This window comes from Candidatus Pelagibacter sp. Uisw_136, from assembly GCF_047720275.1.
GTDB lineage: Bacteria > Pseudomonadota > Alphaproteobacteria > Pelagibacterales > Pelagibacteraceae > Pelagibacter.
Genome location: NZ_CP159812.1, coordinates 178,343 through 195,111 on the forward strand (window position 1 = coordinate 178,343; position 16,769 = coordinate 195,111).

Annotated in this window: 24 protein-coding genes and 1 tRNA gene; 14 read left to right on the forward strand and 11 right to left on the reverse strand. The window is 29.5% G+C overall.

Translation table 11 applies throughout. From position 1 onward, the window contains the following. The first annotated feature begins 164 nt into the window (after window positions 1-164). From ABXT53_RS00870 to ABXT53_RS00885, 4 genes are all read left to right on the forward strand, one after another. Window positions 165-440 (forward strand): hypothetical protein, encoded by a 276-nt coding sequence (locus tag ABXT53_RS00870; protein ID WP_415290793.1) that lies wholly within the window; start codon window positions 165-167, stop codon window positions 438-440. Further along, on the forward strand, window positions 440-1,102 hold the full coding sequence (locus ABXT53_RS00875) for a hypothetical protein (RefSeq protein ID WP_415290794.1): 663 nt from the start codon (window positions 440-442) through the stop codon (window positions 1,100-1,102). Before ABXT53_RS00870 ends, ABXT53_RS00875 begins: the two co-directional genes overlap by 1 nt. 155 nt (window positions 1,103-1,257) lie before the next feature. After that, window positions 1,258-1,587: a hypothetical protein gene (locus tag ABXT53_RS00880; protein WP_415290795.1), complete on the forward strand. Its 330-nt coding sequence runs from the start codon at window positions 1,258-1,260 to the stop codon at window positions 1,585-1,587. Next, on the forward strand, window positions 1,588-1,725 hold the full coding sequence (locus ABXT53_RS00885; protein ID WP_415290796.1) for a hypothetical protein: 138 nt from the start codon (window positions 1,588-1,590) through the stop codon (window positions 1,723-1,725). It abuts the gene before it with no gap. A 78-nt stretch (window positions 1,726-1,803) separates the two neighbouring features. Here ABXT53_RS00885 and ABXT53_RS00890 read toward each other — a convergent pair. The 11 genes from ABXT53_RS00890 to tkt all read right to left on the reverse strand — a co-directional run bounded on the left by ABXT53_RS00890 (window position 1,804) and on the right by tkt (window position 10,062). Next, window positions 1,804-1,880, reverse strand: a tRNA-Met gene (locus ABXT53_RS00890). A 6-nt stretch (window positions 1,881-1,886) separates the two neighbouring features. Next, a complete protein-coding gene (rpsU, locus tag ABXT53_RS00895; protein ID WP_006997326.1) occupies window positions 1,887-2,081 on the reverse strand; it encodes a 30S ribosomal protein S21 in 195 nt (64 codons plus the stop codon). A gap of 55 nt (window positions 2,082-2,136) precedes the next feature. Beyond that, on the reverse strand, window positions 2,137-2,724 hold the full coding sequence (locus tag ABXT53_RS00900) for a cell cycle transcriptional regulator TrcR (protein ID WP_415290797.1): 588 nt from the start codon (window positions 2,722-2,724) through the stop codon (window positions 2,137-2,139). After that, window positions 2,725-2,955 (reverse strand): 50S ribosomal protein L31, encoded by a 231-nt coding sequence (gene rpmE / locus ABXT53_RS00905; protein ID WP_271512504.1) that lies wholly within the window; start codon window positions 2,953-2,955, stop codon window positions 2,725-2,727. Window positions 2,956-2,990: 35 nt separating this feature from the next. Next, on the reverse strand, window positions 2,991-3,731 hold the full coding sequence (locus tag ABXT53_RS00910) for an inositol monophosphatase family protein (RefSeq protein ID WP_020169132.1): 741 nt from the start codon (window positions 3,729-3,731) through the stop codon (window positions 2,991-2,993). Window positions 3,732-3,736: 5 nt separating this feature from the next. Further along, window positions 3,737-4,297 (reverse strand): elongation factor P, encoded by a 561-nt coding sequence (efp, locus tag ABXT53_RS00915; RefSeq protein WP_415290798.1) that lies wholly within the window; start codon window positions 4,295-4,297, stop codon window positions 3,737-3,739. Further along, entirely contained in the window at window positions 4,294-4,917 is a 624-nt protein-coding gene (thiE, locus tag ABXT53_RS00920; protein WP_415290799.1) for a thiamine phosphate synthase, read from the reverse strand. Before thiE ends, efp begins: the two co-directional genes overlap by 4 nt. Then, window positions 4,904-5,914 (reverse strand): class I fructose-bisphosphate aldolase, encoded by a 1,011-nt coding sequence (locus tag ABXT53_RS00925; protein WP_415290800.1) that lies wholly within the window; start codon window positions 5,912-5,914, stop codon window positions 4,904-4,906. The genes thiE and ABXT53_RS00925 overlap by 14 nt, the downstream gene beginning before the upstream one ends. 1 nt (window position 5,915) lies before the next feature. Further along, the gene (locus tag ABXT53_RS00930; protein WP_415290801.1) at window positions 5,916-7,094 is read right to left on the reverse strand and encodes a phosphoglycerate kinase; all 1,179 of its coding nucleotides are present in this window, start codon (window positions 7,092-7,094) and stop codon (window positions 5,916-5,918) included. Beyond that, entirely contained in the window at window positions 7,094-8,101 is a 1,008-nt protein-coding gene (gene gap, locus ABXT53_RS00935) for a type I glyceraldehyde-3-phosphate dehydrogenase (RefSeq protein ID WP_415290802.1), read from the reverse strand. Before gap ends, ABXT53_RS00930 begins: the two co-directional genes overlap by 1 nt. A gap of 2 nt (window positions 8,102-8,103) precedes the next feature. Then, window positions 8,104-10,062, reverse strand: coding sequence for a transketolase (gene tkt / locus ABXT53_RS00940; protein ID WP_415290803.1), 1,959 nt, complete (start codon window positions 10,060-10,062; stop codon window positions 8,104-8,106). A 53-nt stretch (window positions 10,063-10,115) separates the two neighbouring features. On the opposite strand from tkt, the gene ABXT53_RS00945 reads away from it, so the two are divergent. From ABXT53_RS00945 to tolB, 10 genes are read left to right on the forward strand one after another with little or no spacing between them, the layout of a single operon-like run. Further along, window positions 10,116-10,439, forward strand: a complete 324-nt coding sequence (locus tag ABXT53_RS00945; protein ID WP_415290804.1) for a 5-formyltetrahydrofolate cyclo-ligase — start codon at window positions 10,116-10,118, stop codon at window positions 10,437-10,439. After that, on the forward strand, window positions 10,427-10,873 hold the full coding sequence (gene zapA, locus ABXT53_RS00950; protein ID WP_415290805.1) for a cell division protein ZapA: 447 nt from the start codon (window positions 10,427-10,429) through the stop codon (window positions 10,871-10,873). The genes ABXT53_RS00945 and zapA overlap by 13 nt, the downstream gene beginning before the upstream one ends. 4 nt (window positions 10,874-10,877) lie before the next feature. Then, window positions 10,878-11,423, forward strand: coding sequence for a 5-formyltetrahydrofolate cyclo-ligase (locus tag ABXT53_RS00955; protein ID WP_415290806.1), 546 nt, complete (start codon window positions 10,878-10,880; stop codon window positions 11,421-11,423). Then, on the forward strand, window positions 11,420-12,226 hold the full coding sequence (locus ABXT53_RS00960; protein ID WP_415290807.1) for a TIGR00282 family metallophosphoesterase: 807 nt from the start codon (window positions 11,420-11,422) through the stop codon (window positions 12,224-12,226). The genes ABXT53_RS00955 and ABXT53_RS00960 overlap by 4 nt, the downstream gene beginning before the upstream one ends. A gap of 6 nt (window positions 12,227-12,232) precedes the next feature. Further along, window positions 12,233-12,958 (forward strand): YebC/PmpR family DNA-binding transcriptional regulator, encoded by a 726-nt coding sequence (locus ABXT53_RS00965; RefSeq protein ID WP_415290808.1) that lies wholly within the window; start codon window positions 12,233-12,235, stop codon window positions 12,956-12,958. Further along, a complete protein-coding gene (locus ABXT53_RS00970; RefSeq protein WP_415290809.1) occupies window positions 12,958-13,452 on the forward strand; it encodes a crossover junction endodeoxyribonuclease in 495 nt (164 codons plus the stop codon). The genes ABXT53_RS00965 and ABXT53_RS00970 overlap by 1 nt, the downstream gene beginning before the upstream one ends. Before the next feature lie 53 nt (window positions 13,453-13,505). Then, window positions 13,506-14,180 (forward strand): protein TolQ, encoded by a 675-nt coding sequence (tolQ, locus tag ABXT53_RS00975; protein WP_415290810.1) that lies wholly within the window; start codon window positions 13,506-13,508, stop codon window positions 14,178-14,180. A gap of 1 nt (window position 14,181) precedes the next feature. Further along, window positions 14,182-14,598: a protein TolR gene (gene tolR / locus ABXT53_RS00980; RefSeq protein WP_415290811.1), complete on the forward strand. Its 417-nt coding sequence runs from the start codon at window positions 14,182-14,184 to the stop codon at window positions 14,596-14,598. A 5-nt stretch (window positions 14,599-14,603) separates the two neighbouring features. Then, on the forward strand, window positions 14,604-15,413 hold the full coding sequence (locus ABXT53_RS00985) for a cell envelope biogenesis protein TolA (protein WP_415290812.1): 810 nt from the start codon (window positions 14,604-14,606) through the stop codon (window positions 15,411-15,413). 2 nt (window positions 15,414-15,415) lie between these two features. Then, window positions 15,416-16,756, forward strand: coding sequence for a Tol-Pal system beta propeller repeat protein TolB (tolB, locus tag ABXT53_RS00990; protein WP_415290813.1), 1,341 nt, complete (start codon window positions 15,416-15,418; stop codon window positions 16,754-16,756). Window positions 16,757-16,769 lie beyond the last annotated feature (13 nt).

A 16,769-nucleotide genomic window follows, 5' to 3' on the forward strand; every position in this document is an offset into this window, starting at 1 on the left:
CGACCTTCAGGTTATGAGCCTGACGAGCTACCAGATTTCTGCATAAAACAATCAACGTTCCTTAAATTAGCCAGGTAAAATTCTCAAAACTTTATTGGAGTGCGGTTTTCTTACGTCACGGGGTATGCTAGAATAAAATCTCAATATTTACGTCAAGGAAGTTTATGAAAAAAGATTTTAGGGATCGTGGTTCTGGGCTTATGATTTTACGGACTGTGGGAATAATATCTTTTGCTTTAGGTTTTTGTGCATTACCTTTTTCAATTACTTTGGCGCTACTATTTATCATAATTGGTGGTGGAATTGTTTTCTTTGGTGACGTTGAGAAAAAAGATAAACAAGAAGCAGAAGAAAATATAAAAAAATATGGTGATGATATGAGAGCTAATTTTGAAAAAAGAGGTCTTTATACAAAGCTTAATAATAAAAAAAAAGATTAATGAAAAAGCTTTTAGGCATTGTAGTTTTAAGCTTTTTTTTGATTGGGAATACTTATGCATACAAAAGTATCAAAATTTTAGATAAAATTGATTTAACAATTGATGCTGACACACAAACAGTTTTAACATCAATAAAAAATTACAATGGCAATGCTGTTTGTGAAATTAGTATAACTAAAAAGGGTGATTACACCCCAACTACAGAAAGATTTTCAGTTGGTGACAATTTAAATGAATTATATGATTTATTTAGAAAATATAAAAAACCCATATCAATATATTGTCCAGATTTTACGTATAAATTTAAAAATAAAAATAATAATTATGGTGTGCTAGATAAAAAGATTTCTTTAAGATTTTCACTATGTAAAAATAAAATTACAGAAATTGAAACAGTTTCATATTTAGATATACCTGTTTATGGAAATAATCCTGTAATATTAAGAAAGTGGGTTTCTCTATTCAAAAATTATTCAAACAAAAGCCCAAGAAAAGAACCTAAAGAATATGGAGTGAGAAATGTATGGGTTGATACAATATTTGAAGATAAAACAAGTAAAATTCAATATTCGATAATACAAGGTTTACACAGTAATGGTCTTGGATTTTATCAAGTTAGAATTATTGACCTTAACAAATATTCTAGATGCTATTTAAACTAATTTTTAACTTCGAGTGCGGATATAGAGCAGTAAGATTATTTTCTTAACCTTTCTAAATATGTAAAGTGGAATCAGTCCAAGCAATATTAAATCAGGTAAATTCATATCTTTTTTTAGATTAATATTGTGACAAAAAAATGATATGATTTTAAATTATGTTTGGTTTACTTGATAGCAAATCTGAAAAATTAACTAAAAAAACACATAAAATTTCCAAAGAAATTTGGGCTACAGCTAGAAAACTATGCAGAAAAGGACCTAGTGATTTTTGGGTTAAATATTTAGTTGATACAGAAATACATCTCAATGAAGTTTTGAAGGACTTAACAAAAGAGACAGATGATCAGTATGTTCTAAATATTATAAACAATTTAGAAAAAGAATATTTAAAATCACCTTTCTTTATAAGTGAAGAACATTGGGAGTTTGTGAACGAGCTAACTATGAATTATAGATTACAGAATAGAATACCTTTAACTAAATAAATGAACAAACTGGTTAATTTAATTTTAGTAATCGTCTTTGCAATAGCTGGATGGAACTTACACCCAAATGTATTAAGCTTTGTGGCATATTTTTTTGCTGCATGGTTTATGATTAAGTTTATTAAAAAGTTAGGATAATTTTGACTCCGAGTGCGTCAATGGTGCGGTAAGATTATTTTCTGAACGTTATCTAAATTAAAAAAGTGTTACTGGGATTGGTTGCGGGGGACGGATTTGAACCGCCGACCTTCAGGTTATGAGCCTGACGAGCTACCAGACTGCTCCACCCCGCGGTATATTTAAATTCTATTTTTAAGTTTATTAAGCTTTTTAACTCTTTTAATATTTTCTTGTAAAATTCTTTTTTTCTTTTCAGAAGGTTTTTCGTAAACACTTTTTAATTTCACCACTTTAAAAAAACCATCTCTTTGTAATTTTCTTTTAAGCACTCTAAGTGCTTGTTCAATATTGTTATCTTTAACTTCTATTTTCATAAATATTTTTTAAGAATGTTTAAGTACCATCATATAATTTTGGTGTCTATTAAAATTATTCAATGTTCGAAACTTCTCTTGTTAGTTTTGCTTTCTCTTTTTCCTTTTTTTCCTTTTTTATTCTTCTTTCAGCTTTTTCAATAGCTTCAATTAGATCCTTTTGAGAAAACAGCCCTAATGCTACAGGGTCCTTAGGGTTTAAATTATTATAATTCCAATAACTTTTATTTTTAATTGCAGTAACAGAAGCCTTAGTTACTCCAACTAGTTTTGCTATTTGTGAATCTTTTAGTAATGAATGATGTTTGATTAGCCATAAAGCTGAATCTGGTTTATCTTGTCTTTTAGATAAAGGAATGTATTTTTTGATTTTTTTATCTTCAGTTGAAATTTCAATATCAGTATTTTTTATCTGTAATTCTTTATTTTCATCTTTAGATGCTAGTTCAATTTCTTCTCTAGTAAGTTGACCTGATATGATCGGATTATAAGCCATTATTCCTTTTGCAACTTCACCATCAGCGATACCTTGCACTTCAACTTCATGTAAATTACAAAACTTTGAAATTTGTTTGAAAGTAAGTGTCGTATTTTCTACTAACCAAACAGCTGTTGCCATTGGCATTAATGGTATATTTGACATTTAATCTTTCTTTTCTGATCTGAAGTTTTGGAATTTTTTATTGAATTTGCTTACACGACCCTTGTCCATTAGTTTTTGCTTTCCACCTGTCCAAGCAGCATGAGATTTTGGATCAATTTCTAATTTTAAAACTTCTCCTTCTTTTCCCCAAGTTGATCTTGTTTCAAATTGAGTTCCATCAGTCATTTCTACTTTAATTGTATGGTAGTTTGGGTGTATGTCTTTTTTCATATCGAGACTTATAGCAAAAGAATTCTATAAAACAATTAAAAGTTCTTTAATTTTTCAAGCATTTTGTCATTAATTGCCATGCTAGAAGCTCTTATTTTGATGTTTTTATTTTGCGAGAGGTCAATTTCATTAATTAAGCCACCTGCCTCTTTTACTAATATTATGCCAGCAGCTATATCCCACAAATTTAAATCATTTTGAAAATAACCATCATATCTCCCGGCTGCAACGTAAGCGATATCAAGTGCTGCACTTCCAGATTTTCTTAAAGGTAAGTCGACTTCATTTTTAGTTATACCACCAGTAGCAAACAAGCAGCTATTAAGTTCTCTTTTTTTGGATACTCTAATTCTTTGATTGTTAAAGAAAGCACCACTTTCTTTTTCGGCATAAAACATTTCGTCTTTTATTGGATCATAAATTAACCCAGATACTATTTCATCACCAGATTTTAAAGCAATTGAAATTGCAAAGTGAGGAACACCATGTAAAAAGTTTGTAGTTCCATCTATAGGATCTATTATCCATGTGTGTTCTTTATCTTTATTAGTTTCAGAACCATCTTCTTCACTAATAATAGAATAGTAGGGTCTTGCTTTTTTTAATTCTTCTATAATTATCTTCTCAGCTTTTAAATCAGCATTTGATACAAAATCAGTAGGTCCTTTGATTGAAACTTGTAGTTTTTCTATTTCTCCAAAATCTCTAATTAAAGCTCTAGATGCTTTTTCTGCAGCCTTTATCATGACATTTAGATTGGCTGATATTGATTGCATATGATTTATATTTTTTTGACATATTCCATAGTTCTCGTATCAACTATGATTTTATCTCCACTTTCAATAAATGGAGGGACTTGAATATTTACACCATTATCTAAAGTTGCGGGTTTGTAAGAAGAGGAAACTGTTTGCCCTTTTAAAGCAACATCAGTTGTATCAATCGTGCACGTTACCTGATTAGGTAATTCAACTGTTAAAGGTTTTTCATTATAAAAACTTATACTGACTTCTAAGTTTTCTGTTAACATTTTACCTTTTTCTCCAATAGTTTCTTTTTTAATATTAATTTGTTCATAAGATTTTGGGTCCATGAAATAATAATCAGTTTCATCACCATAAAGATAATTAAACTTTGTTTCATCTAATGAAGCTTTTTCAACAGACTCACTTGATCTAAATCTTTCATTTAATTTTGTATTTTTATTAACACTTTTCATCTCAACTTGGGCAAAAGCACCACCTTTGCCAGGTTTTACATGTTGTGTTTTTAAGACTTGCCAAAGGTCATTTTTGTATTCAATTAACATTCCGACTCTAATTTCACTTGCGTATAATTTCATTTTAATTTTTTAATAGCTTCTAATGGTTTGTATTTTTTATTATTCCAAATGTAGCCTGAAATAGCTAAAAAGTTAGCTTTATTCAATAAAAGTTTTTTATAATTGCTTAGCTTTATGCCGCCAATAGCTACAATTGGTAAGGGTGTTATTTTTTTAATAGATTTTAGTACATTTAAACTGGCTCTATATTTAACTATCTTAGTATTGGATGCATAAAATGCACCAAAAGCTAAATAATCAGCGCCATCATTAATAGCTCTCTTTGCTAGATTTATAGAATTATGACAGGTCACACCAATAATTTTGTTCTTCAATATTTTTCTAGCTTTTATCAAGTCCATATCTTTTTGACCTAGATGGCAACCGTCTGCATTTAGTTTTTTAGCAAGTAGAGGGTCATCGTTGATTAAAAATTTAACTTTGTACTTATTACAAATTTTCTTAATTTTTTTCCCAATAATTAGTTTATTTGAATTTGTTTCTTTTTTAAGTCTTAATTGAAAGAAACTTATTTTTTTTGAACTTAATACAAGAGCTAAATCATCGTAAAAATTTATATTAGATATTTTATTTGGAGAAATTAGATAAACAAATTTCTTATTTATTTTATTTTGCTTCAAGTTCTTTTGACCATTTGCCTTGAGCTGCAAGTGTGCACATATTTGCTCTGTGGTTAAAGACTTTTTGAGTGCCACTAGTATTGTTAATATCTTTTGACCAAAATTTAAGTGCACTTTGTTGTAAAGCTCTACCATATGAATAAGTCATAATAAAATTTGTGTCATTATACTTATTAATTAAGTTTAAATTCTCTGTTGCTTCTACTTCTGTTTGTCCACCAGATAAAAAAGCAATTCCTGGTACGTCAGTTGGTACATTTTCTTTTAAGCATTTTAGGGTAAGTTTTGCAACTTCTTCACTTGATATTTTTTTATCAGAAGCAGTTCCTGCTAAAATCATATTAGGCTTTAAAATTACTCCACTTAAATCTATTTTATTAATCATTAATTCTTCAAAGCATTTTTTAATAACTTCAGAAGTTTTATTAAAACAAGTCTCGGCAGAATGATCTCCATCCATTAAAACTTCAGGTTCTACAATTGGAACCATTCCACATTCTTGGACTAAAGCTGAATATCTTGCCAGTGCATGAGCATTAGAGTGAATGGATAATTTGCTTGGATATTTATCTGAAATGTTAAAAACGCCTCTCCATTTTGTAAATCTTGCTCCAAGTTTATAGTAGTCCTTCAGTCTTTCTCTTAAGCCATCCAGGCCTTCTGTAATTTTTTCCTCATGAGAGCCTGCCAGAATTTTTGCACCTGTGTCAACTTTAATTCCTGGAACTGCTCCAGACTTAGAAATTAATTCTGGAATAGTCTGCTTCAAATTAGATGTTTGGTTGATGGTTTCATCATACAAAATAACACCACCAATAAAATCTTTCATTCCACTTGATGAGAAAAGAGTTTCTCTAAATATAAGTCTATTTTCTAGGCTGGAGGGTACATTAACGGACTCTAATCTTTTAGTCATGGTTCCATTGCTTTCGTCCGCCGCAAGGATTCCTTTACCATTAGACAATATTTTTAATGCAATTTTGTTAAGTTCTGACATGTTAATTAAGAGCCTTTATACCAGGAAGTTCTTTTCCTTCAAGATATTCTAAAAAAGCACCACCCGCAGTTGAAACAAAATTAAAATTATTAATTGCTATAATGCCATTCAAAAGAGAAACGGTATCACCACCACCTACAACTGAGTAAATTGTATTACTCTTATTTTTTTCAATAATCTTTTTTGCTATTTCAAGACTTCCTTTGGCAAAATTAGGATTTTCAAAATAACCAGCTGGCCCATTCCACAAGATAGTACTACTTTCTTCAATTAATAAATTAATAGTTTTAATTGTCTTGGGACCAATATCTAAAATTAACTCGTCTTTAGAAATATTATTTAGTTCCTTTATTTCAGCTGATCCATCTAAGTTTTTCCCTACAGCAACATCCTCAGGGTAAATTATTTTACAACTTTCTTTTTTTGATAAAGAAAATATTTCTTCAATAATTTTATCACAATTATCTTCTTGAATAGATTTTCCAATTTCATACCCCTTATACTTGAGTATATTATTAGCCATTCCACCAACTATTATAATGTTATCAAATTTAATTATTAAGTTTTTAATAATATTAATCTTAGAAGATATTTTAGAACCACCTATGATGCACGTTATAGGTCTTTGAATTTCAGATGTAATTTTAGTGAGAGCATCAATTTCCAAATTTAATTGTAGGCCAGCATACGAAGGAATAAATTTAGTGATTTCAAAAATTGAAGCATGGGCCCTATGTGAACATGAGAAAGCATCATTAACATAAATATCAGCTAGACTTGCTAAATGTTTTGCAAAACCATTATCGTTTTTTTCTTCTTCTTCATAAAATCTAATATTTTCAAGTATTACAATTTTTTCATCTTGTTCATTAAACAGATCGGTAGATTTAATTTCTTTTATATTTCTTGAAATTAATTTTATATTTTCGTTTAGTTTATTTTTCAGATTTTCACATATTGGTTTAAGGGAGAGTTCATTTACAACTTTACCTTTGGGTCTGCCCACATGAGATAATATTATAATTTTTGCTTCACTTTTTAATAAAAATTTAATAGTAGGTAAAATTTTATCTATTCGAGTAGTGTCGGTAATTTTTCCATCATCTAATGGAACATTTAAATCCAATCTAAGTAATACTTTTTTTTGATTAAGATTAGTCTCGTCTTTAATATTTCTCATCAAGAGATTTGATGAAGGTGTTCAGCTATGTCACACATCCTATTTGAAAAGCCCCATTCATTATCATACCACGCTGAAATTTTTCCCATATTTTTACCAACTACATTAGTTAAAGACAAATCAACAATTGCTGAAGCTGAATTATGATTGAAATCAATTGAAACTAATTTTTCTAACGTAACTTCTAAAACTTTTTTTGACTGTTTTTTAGAGGCGATAGTAAACGCCTCATTAATTGTTTCTTTGCTCATCTCTTTTTTTGTGCAAAAAACCAGCTCAATAAGTGAAACATTAGGGGTTGGTACTCTCATTGCAATGCCTTCAAGCTTTCCTTTTAATGCAGGTATAATTTCACCAATTGCTTTTGAGGCACCTGTAGAAGTTGGTACAATAGATTGACTGGCAGACCTTGCTCTCCTAGGATCTTTATGGGAATTGTCTAGAATTCTTTGATCACTAGTGAAAGCATGAATAGTTGTCATAAACCCTTTTTCAATTTCAAAAGTTTCATTTAAAATATTAGCAACAGGCGCAAGACAGTTAGTTGTACAAGAAGCTGCAGAAATAATTTGATCATCTTTTGTCAAAATATTTTCATTTACTCCATAGACAATTGTCCTATCAGCATTTTTGCATGGAGCAGAAACTATAACTTTTTTAGCCCCATTTTTTATATGAGATAATAATTTTTCTTTTGAGTTGAATTTTCCGGTACATTCAAAAACATAATCAACATCAAATTTTTTCCAATTGATATCTTCAATATTAGATTCTTGTGAAAATGTTATTTTATTATTATTAATAATCAAATGTTTTTCATCATAATTTAAATCTGCATTAAATTTACCATGAATAGAATCGTATTTAATTAGAGAACAACTGGCTTCAGAATTTGATCGGTTATTGATGTGTTTGATTTCTATGTTTTTGTTTTGGCTTTCAATGATAGCTCTAATTACCATTCTACCGATTCTTCCCATTCCATTGATACCAACTTTTATTGCCATATTTAACTCTTTATTAGTTTCTTAGTTTTTTGTGAAATATTTTGAACCGTTAATCCAAAATATTTATAAATTTCTTTGTATGGTGCACTTTTACCAAATGTATCTATTCCAAAAGCTAAACCTTCAGTTCCAATATATTTTTTCCAACAATCTGTTGAAGCAGCTTCAATAGATATTTTAAATTTGGCTTCATCAAGAATTTTTTTCTTATATGATTTTGACTGTAAATCAAAAATATCTTGGCATGGAACTGATACAACTTTAGAATATATCTTATCTTTGGCTAATTTATGGCTAGTCTCAATTGCTAAATTAACCTCAGAACCACTAGCAAATATCGTTAAATTAATCTTTTTGTTAGTTCTTAATACCTCGTAAGCACCTAAAGAACATTTATTTATATTTGAATATTTTTTTCTAATAGGTTCAAGATTTTGTCTAGTTAAAGATAACACGCTCGGTGTCTTCGAATTTTTTAATGCCAATTCCCAACACTCGATAGTTTCCATTCTGTCTGCCGGTCTAAAAACATTTAAATTAGGAATAGATCTTAATCCAGAAAGTTGTTCTATAGGTTGGTGTGTTGGTCCATCTTCACCTAAGCCAATTGAGTCGTGAGTCATTACATAAATAACACGTTGTTGCATCAAAGCTGATAAACGAATGGAAGGTTTACAATAATCAGAAAATATTAAAAAAGTTCCCCCGTATGGAATAAATTTACTATGAAGCGCTAGTCCATTCATTATTCCAGACATGGCGTGCTCTCTAACCCCATAGTGAATATAATCACCATTAAAATTTCCAGAATTAATAGCATTATGATGTTTTGTTTTAGTGTTGTTGGATCCCGCTAAGTCAGCTGAACCACCAATTAATGTATTATTTTCTTTCGTAAGAGCATTAAGAGTTAACTCAGAAGCTTTTCTTGAGGCTAGACTTTTGTTTTCTATAAGAGAATTTTGCTTTTCATTTTTTAAAGCTTTAGAGAAATTATTTTTAAAGACTTTATCTACTAAATTTTTTTTTCTTTTATAAATTTTACTCCATGAAGAATCAAATTTTGCACCCTTGTTACCAACCTTTCTCCACTCATTTAAAATATTTTTAGGAATCTCAAAAGGTTTGTATTTCCAATTTAGATTCTTTCTAACTAATTTGATTTCATCTAAACCAATTGGACTACCATGCGAAGAGGCTTTACCAGATTTATTAGGTGAGCCATAACCAATTTTCGTTTTGCATGAAATAACAGTTGGTCTTTTTGCATTTTGAACTTTCTTTAATGCTGCAAAAATTTCTTTTTCATTATGACCATTAATCAGTATGTAATCCCAACCATAACTTTCAAATCTCTTTTTGAAATTATCTGAAACTGCCAAACTAGTTGGTCCATCAATTGATATTGAGTTATTATCAAAAAGCATAACTAGATTTTTTAACTTTAAGTGCCCAGCCAAACTCATTGCTTCATGGCTAATACCTTCCATTAAACATCCGTCTCCAGCTAAAACATAAGTTTTATGATTTATTATTTCTTTACCTAGTTTTTTCTTTAAAATTTCCTCTGCAATAGCAAACCCGACTGAATTAGCAATTCCTTGTCCAAGGGGACCCGTCGTCGTTTCAATACCTGTACCTGGGTGATATTCAGGGTGACCTGCACAAATAGATTTTAATTGTCTAAAATTTTTGATATTATTTAGGGAAATACTTTTGTACCCAGTTAAATACAATATAGAGTAAAGAAGCATAGATCCATGACCAGCAGACAAAACAAATCTGTCTCTATTTAGCCAGTTAGGATTTTTTGGATTAAATCTAAGAAAATTTTTAAATAAAACTGTTGCTACGTCTGCCATACCCATCGGCATCCCAGGGTGGCCCGAATTTGCTTTTTGTACAGCATCTATCGATAAAAACCTTATTGCGTTTGATAAATCTTTATGTAATTTGTTCAAAAATATCCTATCTAGACTTAGAAGACTCAATTTAATAATATAAATATATATATATGAAAACAGACAGTGAAAAAGAAAAAAAGCTTAGTTTTGCACTTAATAGATTGAAGAGTTTAAATTTACAAAACCCAACATTAAAGTCTAATTTAGAATACTTAAACATTCAAAAAAATCAATTAGAAATTGAAAAAAAACAAATAGAAGAAAAATATCAAAATTTAGAAAGTGAATACAAAGCTCTTAATCAAAAATTAGAAGATATTAAACAGCAAAAAATAGAAGAACAAAAAAAAGAGACAGAATTTTCAGAAAAAATAGATGAATTAAATCAAGAAACGGATACTTTATTAGAAGAAATAGACAAATGGCAAATGTAAATATTAAATTTAATGGTAAGGAATTTCTTCTATCTTGTGATGATGGACAAGAAGAACATTTAGAAGAGTTGTTAACTCATATTAATAAAAAATTTAGCAATTTAAAGAATGACTTAGGAAATATAGGTGAAAATAAACTACTATTAATCACTTCAGTTCAAATAATGGATGAATATTTTGAAACTAAAAAAAAAGTAGAACAAAAAAAAACTGAGTTACAAAATTTATTAAATAAATTTAGAGAATTGAAATCATTAGTTTATGATTACAGAGACAAAAAAGAAGATGAAATGAAAGAATTACAGCAAGACCATGAGAGTTTTAAAAAAGAAATAGAAAAAAATAAAGAAGATTATGAAAAAATAATTGAAGCAGCTGCGGATGAAATTGAAAATTTTGTTGAAAAAGCAAATTTAGAAAATCCAGTTCAATAGATTTGTGTTAAAATCTAGATTAAGAAAAAAAATTCTTAAAGTTAGACAAAAATTTAATACAAAAAATATTCAGATCGATTTTAATCAAATCATAAAAATCCTTAAAAAAGAAAAGATAAGTAATAAGATTATAGGTGGATACTATCCAGTAAACTTTGAGATAGATGACTTGGTACTATTAAAAAATTTTAAAAAGAATAAATTTGATATTTCTTTGCCCGTAATTAAGAAAAACCTTCAAATGGATTTTTATTCATGGTCATTCTCTGAATCATTAAAGATAAATAAATATGGGATACCTGAACCAGAAGCCAAAAATATAGTTTATCCTGATGTTTTATTAATTCCTTTAGTGGCATTTGACAAAAATTTAAACAGGCTTGGGTATGGTGGTGGATATTATGATAGAATAATCAAAAAATTATCAAAAAAAAAAAATATTATAAAGATAGGTTTAGCTTTTTCAGTTCAAGAAATTGATAAAGTACCAATTAACATGTATGATCAAAAACTAGATTATATTGTAACAAATAAACATATTATAAAATGAAAATACTTTTTTTAGGTGATGTAGTTGGCATTTCAGGACGTTCGATGGTTTTGAGCAATCTACTTTCAAAAATTAAAAATGAAAAAATTGACTTTGTAGTTATTAATGGAGAAAATGCAGCTGATGCTGGTATGGGAATTACTGAAGAAGTATGTAAGGATCTTTTTAACTGTGGCGTAGATGTCATCACAACAGGCAACCATGTATGGGATCAAAAAGAAACAATGTCCCATATTGAAAAAGAAAATCGACTTCTAAGACCTAAAAATTTATTTGAACCATCTCCTGGAAGGGGATTTGGAATATTTACTGCTAAAAATGGAATGAATATTGGTGTGCTTAACTTAATGGGAAACGTTTTCATGAAAAAATGTGAAGATGCATTTGAAGCTGCTGAAAAATTTATAAAAAAATATGAACTGAAGGTAGATTATGACTTTTTACTGGTTGATTTTCATGCGGAAACAACAAGTGAAAAAGTAGCTATGGGCCATATTTTTGATGGTAAGGCGACACTAGTTGTTGGTACTCATACGCATATTCCAACAAATGATGCCAGAGTGCTAAAGGGAGGCACAGCTTACCAAACTGATGCAGGAATGTGTGGTGACTACGACTCTGTTATTGGAATGAATAAAGATAATTCAATTAATAAATTTTTAAAAAAAAAATCAACTAAACATTTTGCAGCAACAGGTGATGCTAGCTTATGTGGTGTAATTGTTGAATGTGATATAGAAACAGGGTTGGCAAAAAAAGTAGAAAATTTTATATATGGAGGAGAATTAAAAAATTCTCAATAATTATTTATGTCAGGTCATTCAAAATGGGCAAGTATAAAACACTCTAAAGGAAAAGCAGACAAACAAAGATCTAAAGTATTTTCAAAATTATCTAAAGAGATAAGTGTAGCAGCAAAACTAGGTGATAAAGATCCTGCGATGAACCCAAGGCTTAGGTCTGCAATTCAAGCAGCAAAGTCAGCCAACATGCCAAAAGATAATATTGAAAGAGCTATTGCCAAATCTTCTGCTAACTCTGAAACAAATTATGAAAATTTAAGATATGAAGGATTTGGTCCAGATAAAATAGCAGTGATTGTAGAAGCGTTAACTGACAATAAAAACAGAACAGCTTCTAATGTTAGATCTATATTTGTAAAAAGTGGTGGCAATTTAGGGACTCAAGGCTCTGCTTCACATAACTTTAATCAGTTAGGGATTATCAAAATTGATAAAAAAGAAATATCAGATGAACAAATTTTTGAACTAGCAATTGAATCTGGTGCAGATGAGTGTATTTCAAATGATGAATTTCATGAAATTCAATGTCCTATGAGCGAAATTTATAATGTAAAAAAAAACTTAGAAAAAATAATTGCAAATTTTATTTCAACAGAGATTGAATGGATTCCCTTAAATAGTGTAGATGTTGAAAAGGATAAAGTGGAAGCAGCAATAGAGTTTTTAGAAACATTAGAAGATGATGATGATGTTCAAAGTGTTTATTCAAACATAAATTTTAATAATAGTTAATGCTTATTATTGGAATAGACCCAGGAATAACAGGTTCTATTTGTTTTTTTCAAGATGGTAAAATAATTGATGTTATTGAAATGCCAAATATGCCAGAAGGGAAAAAAAATAAAAAACAAGTAAATGGTGCTCAAATTTATTATGAAATTTCTTCAAGAATTAATGATATAAAAAAAGAAGATATCAAAGTTATAATTGAACAAGTATCAGCTATGCCAGGTCAAGGTGTTACTAGTATGTTTAATTTCGGACAATCATTTGGTATTTTAAAAGGAATCTGTTCTGCAATGCAATTACCAATGTACTTTGTAAGACCTACAAAATGGAAAAAGTATTTTAACCTTATTAACTCAGAAAAAGACGCCAGTAGAACAAAAGCAACAGAAGTATTTCCTTATTTTTCATCAGAGTTATCAAGAAAAAAAGACTCAAATAAAGCTGATGCGATATTAATTGCTAGCTTTTATTACGAAACTTATAAACTAGAAGAATAAATAAAGGCTTTAAAAGTCAAATTCATGACACATTTAAGTGTGAAACCTTGAATATGGAAGCTGATATTACATCTCAAGCAGTAGGCCTTGCCTCAAATACTGATTTTTCTTTGTGGAGTTTATTTTTAAGAGCAGACTTTGTTGTAAAGTCAGTAATACTTATGTTGATTGGTTGCTCTATATACTCATGGGCTGTTATTATTGAAAAATTTAGACTATTTAAAAAGATCAATCTAGAATCTGAAGAATTCGAAGAAAAATTTTGGAAATCAAAATCGGCAGAAACTTTTTATAATAGTTTGCCAACTGATATAGAAAACCCAACAGCTTTATTGTTTAAAGACACAATGCAAAGCTTATTAAAAGCCAAAAACAAAACCAACCTAAATGAAAGAATGGCAAGTATACTTGAGGTTAATATTGAAAAACAAATTTCAAAAATAGACAAAGGTTTTACTTTTTTAGCAACTGTTGGTTCGACAGCACCTTTTATAGGTTTGTTTGGAACTGTATGGGGAATAATGAACTCATTTCAATCTATAGCAATCTCAAGAAATACAAGTTTAGCAATCGTAGCACCAGGAATAGCAGAAGCTTTATTTGCAACTGCACTTGGATTATTGGCTGCAATACCTGCGGTCGTTGCTTACAATAAATTTAATAATGATTCAAAAAAATATTCACAAAGATTAGAAAATTTTTCTAGAAGATTTTTATCAATAATATAAAATGACTTTTAAACTCAATCGTTCATCAAAAGAACCAATGAGTGAAATCAACGTTACTCCATTTGTTGATGTAATGTTGGTGTTATTAATTATATTTATGGTAACAGCACCATTATTAACAGTTGGAATACAAGTTGATTTACCTGAAAGCTCTGCAAACTCATTACCTGAAGAATTAGAACCATTAACGTTGTCTATAAATTCTAAAGGTGAAATATTTATTCAAGAATCTAAAGTTGAATATGATAAAATTATTGCAAAGATTTTAGCTGTATCTAAAAATAGAACAGATACTAGAATTTATGTCCGAGGAGATAAATCAATAAACTATGGTAGAGTTTTAGAAATAATGGGGATGCTATCTGGTTCTGGCTTTACTAAAGTAGCATTAATTTCTGAGCCATATAAAGAAAGGTAACTAAAGTGAATAGAAATATTGTTATTTCTTTTGGGCTTCATATATTTCTTGTGATAATTACAGCTATGAGCTTACCATTTCTTGCCAAAAAACCAATTGATCTTCCCCCAATTATATCAGTTGAGCTCATTCAGATTACAGACAAAACTAATATTCCTTTTGCTCCTAAGGCAAAAAAAATAATAGAAAAAGTTAAAGAAAAAGAAAAAAAATTAGTTTCTGAACAGGCACCTCCAAAAAAAATAAAGAAACAAAAGCCAGATGCCATTCCACTGCCAGATGAAAAAATAGAAAAAATAAAGAAAATTAAGGATAAAAAACAAAACCCTGAAAAAGAAGAGACAGAAATTAAACAAATTTCAGAATTTGAAAAAAAAGAACTATTTGATACCAATAGTATTGCAGCATTAATTGATAAATCTAAGACTGAGAGTGCGGAAACAAATAAAAAATCTGATAAAGCTACCCAAGATCAAGATAAGGAAATGGATTTTGCTGGATTAACCTTAAGTGAAGAAGATGCTCTAAAAGCTCAAATTTTTGGATGTTGGAGTATTCCTCTAGGGTTACCGTTTAACGAAGATTTATTAGTTAGAATTAAGTTACAATTAAAGCCAGATGGCTCTATTATAAAAACTGAGATTCTTGATCATGCTAGAATGAATAGGCCTGGACAGGGATTTTATAAAGTATTAGCTGAAAGTGCATTAAGAGCTATAAAACTTTGCCAACCTCTTAGAGTACCTAGTACAGGCTATGAAAGATGGAAAGATATGCAGCTAAACTTTGATGCTAGAGAAATGTTAGAAGGATAAAAATGTTATTAAGATATTTATTTATATTACTTATTATTATTCCCATTAAAGCTTTTGCTTTAATTGAAATTGATATTACTAGAGGAAATTTAAATCCGTTACCAGTTGCGGTATCCCCTTTATCAATAGACAATAAATCAAAAGAAAATTTTAAAAAAATTTTAAAAAAAGAAGATCTTGGATCAGAAATTTCAAAAATTGTTGAAAATAATTTAAGACAATCTGGTCTATTTAATCCACTAGACAAAAATGCATTTCTTCAAGAGCCAGACGTAGCCAATTTAAAACCAAGGTTTGAGGATTGGAATTTAATCAAAGCACAAGCTTTGATTACAGGTAAGGTTACATTTGTAGACGAAAAGTTGAGAGTTGAATTTAGGTTATGGGATGTTTTAGCTGGAAGAGAAATGATGGCTTTAGCATTTACTACTGTTCCTAGTAACTGGAGAAGAGTAGGTCACATCATTACAGACAAGGTGTATGAACGCTTAACTGGAGAAAAAGGCTATTTTGATACTAGAATAATATATGTTTCTGAAGAAGGTCCTAAAACTAAAAGAATAAAAAAGTTAGCAATAATGGACCAAGATGGTTTTAATAATAAATATTTAACACTTGGAAATGAATTAGTTTTGACACCAAGATTTAGTCCAACAAATCAAATGGTGACATATCTTTCTTATTTTAGAAATTTACCTAGAGTTTATTTGCTAGATATAGAAACTGGAATGCAAGAAGTGGTAGGTGATTTTCCTGGTATGACATTTGCTCCAAGATTTTCACCTGATGGAAAAAAAATTATAATGAGTTTTGCTAAAGACGGTAACTCTGATATTTATACAATGGATCTTGAAAATAGAATTGTTGAAAGAATTACCAATCATCCATCAATTGATACATCACCCTCTTATTCACCGGATGGAAAACGAATTACTTTTAACTCAGACAGAAGTGGCTACCAACAAATTTATGTAATGGATAGTAATGGAAAAAATGTTAAGAGAATTTCATTTGGGAATGGTTTGTATGGAACCCCAGTGTGGTCTCCAAGAGGTGATTTAATTGCATTCACGAAGCTTCATAAAGGAAAATTTTATATTGGAGTAATGAGAACAGATGGAACAGGTGAAAGACTATTGACAGAGAACTTTTACCAAGAAGCTCCATCATGGTCTCCAAATGGAAGAGTGCTTATTTTTTATAGAGAAACTAAAACCGACTCAAAAGGAGAAGGATTTTCAGCTAAACTGTGGTCTATTGATTTAACAGGGTATAATGAAAAGATGGTTGAAACTGAAACTGATGCTTCGGACCCATCGTGGTCATCATTATTAAGTAATTAATGGTTAAATCACT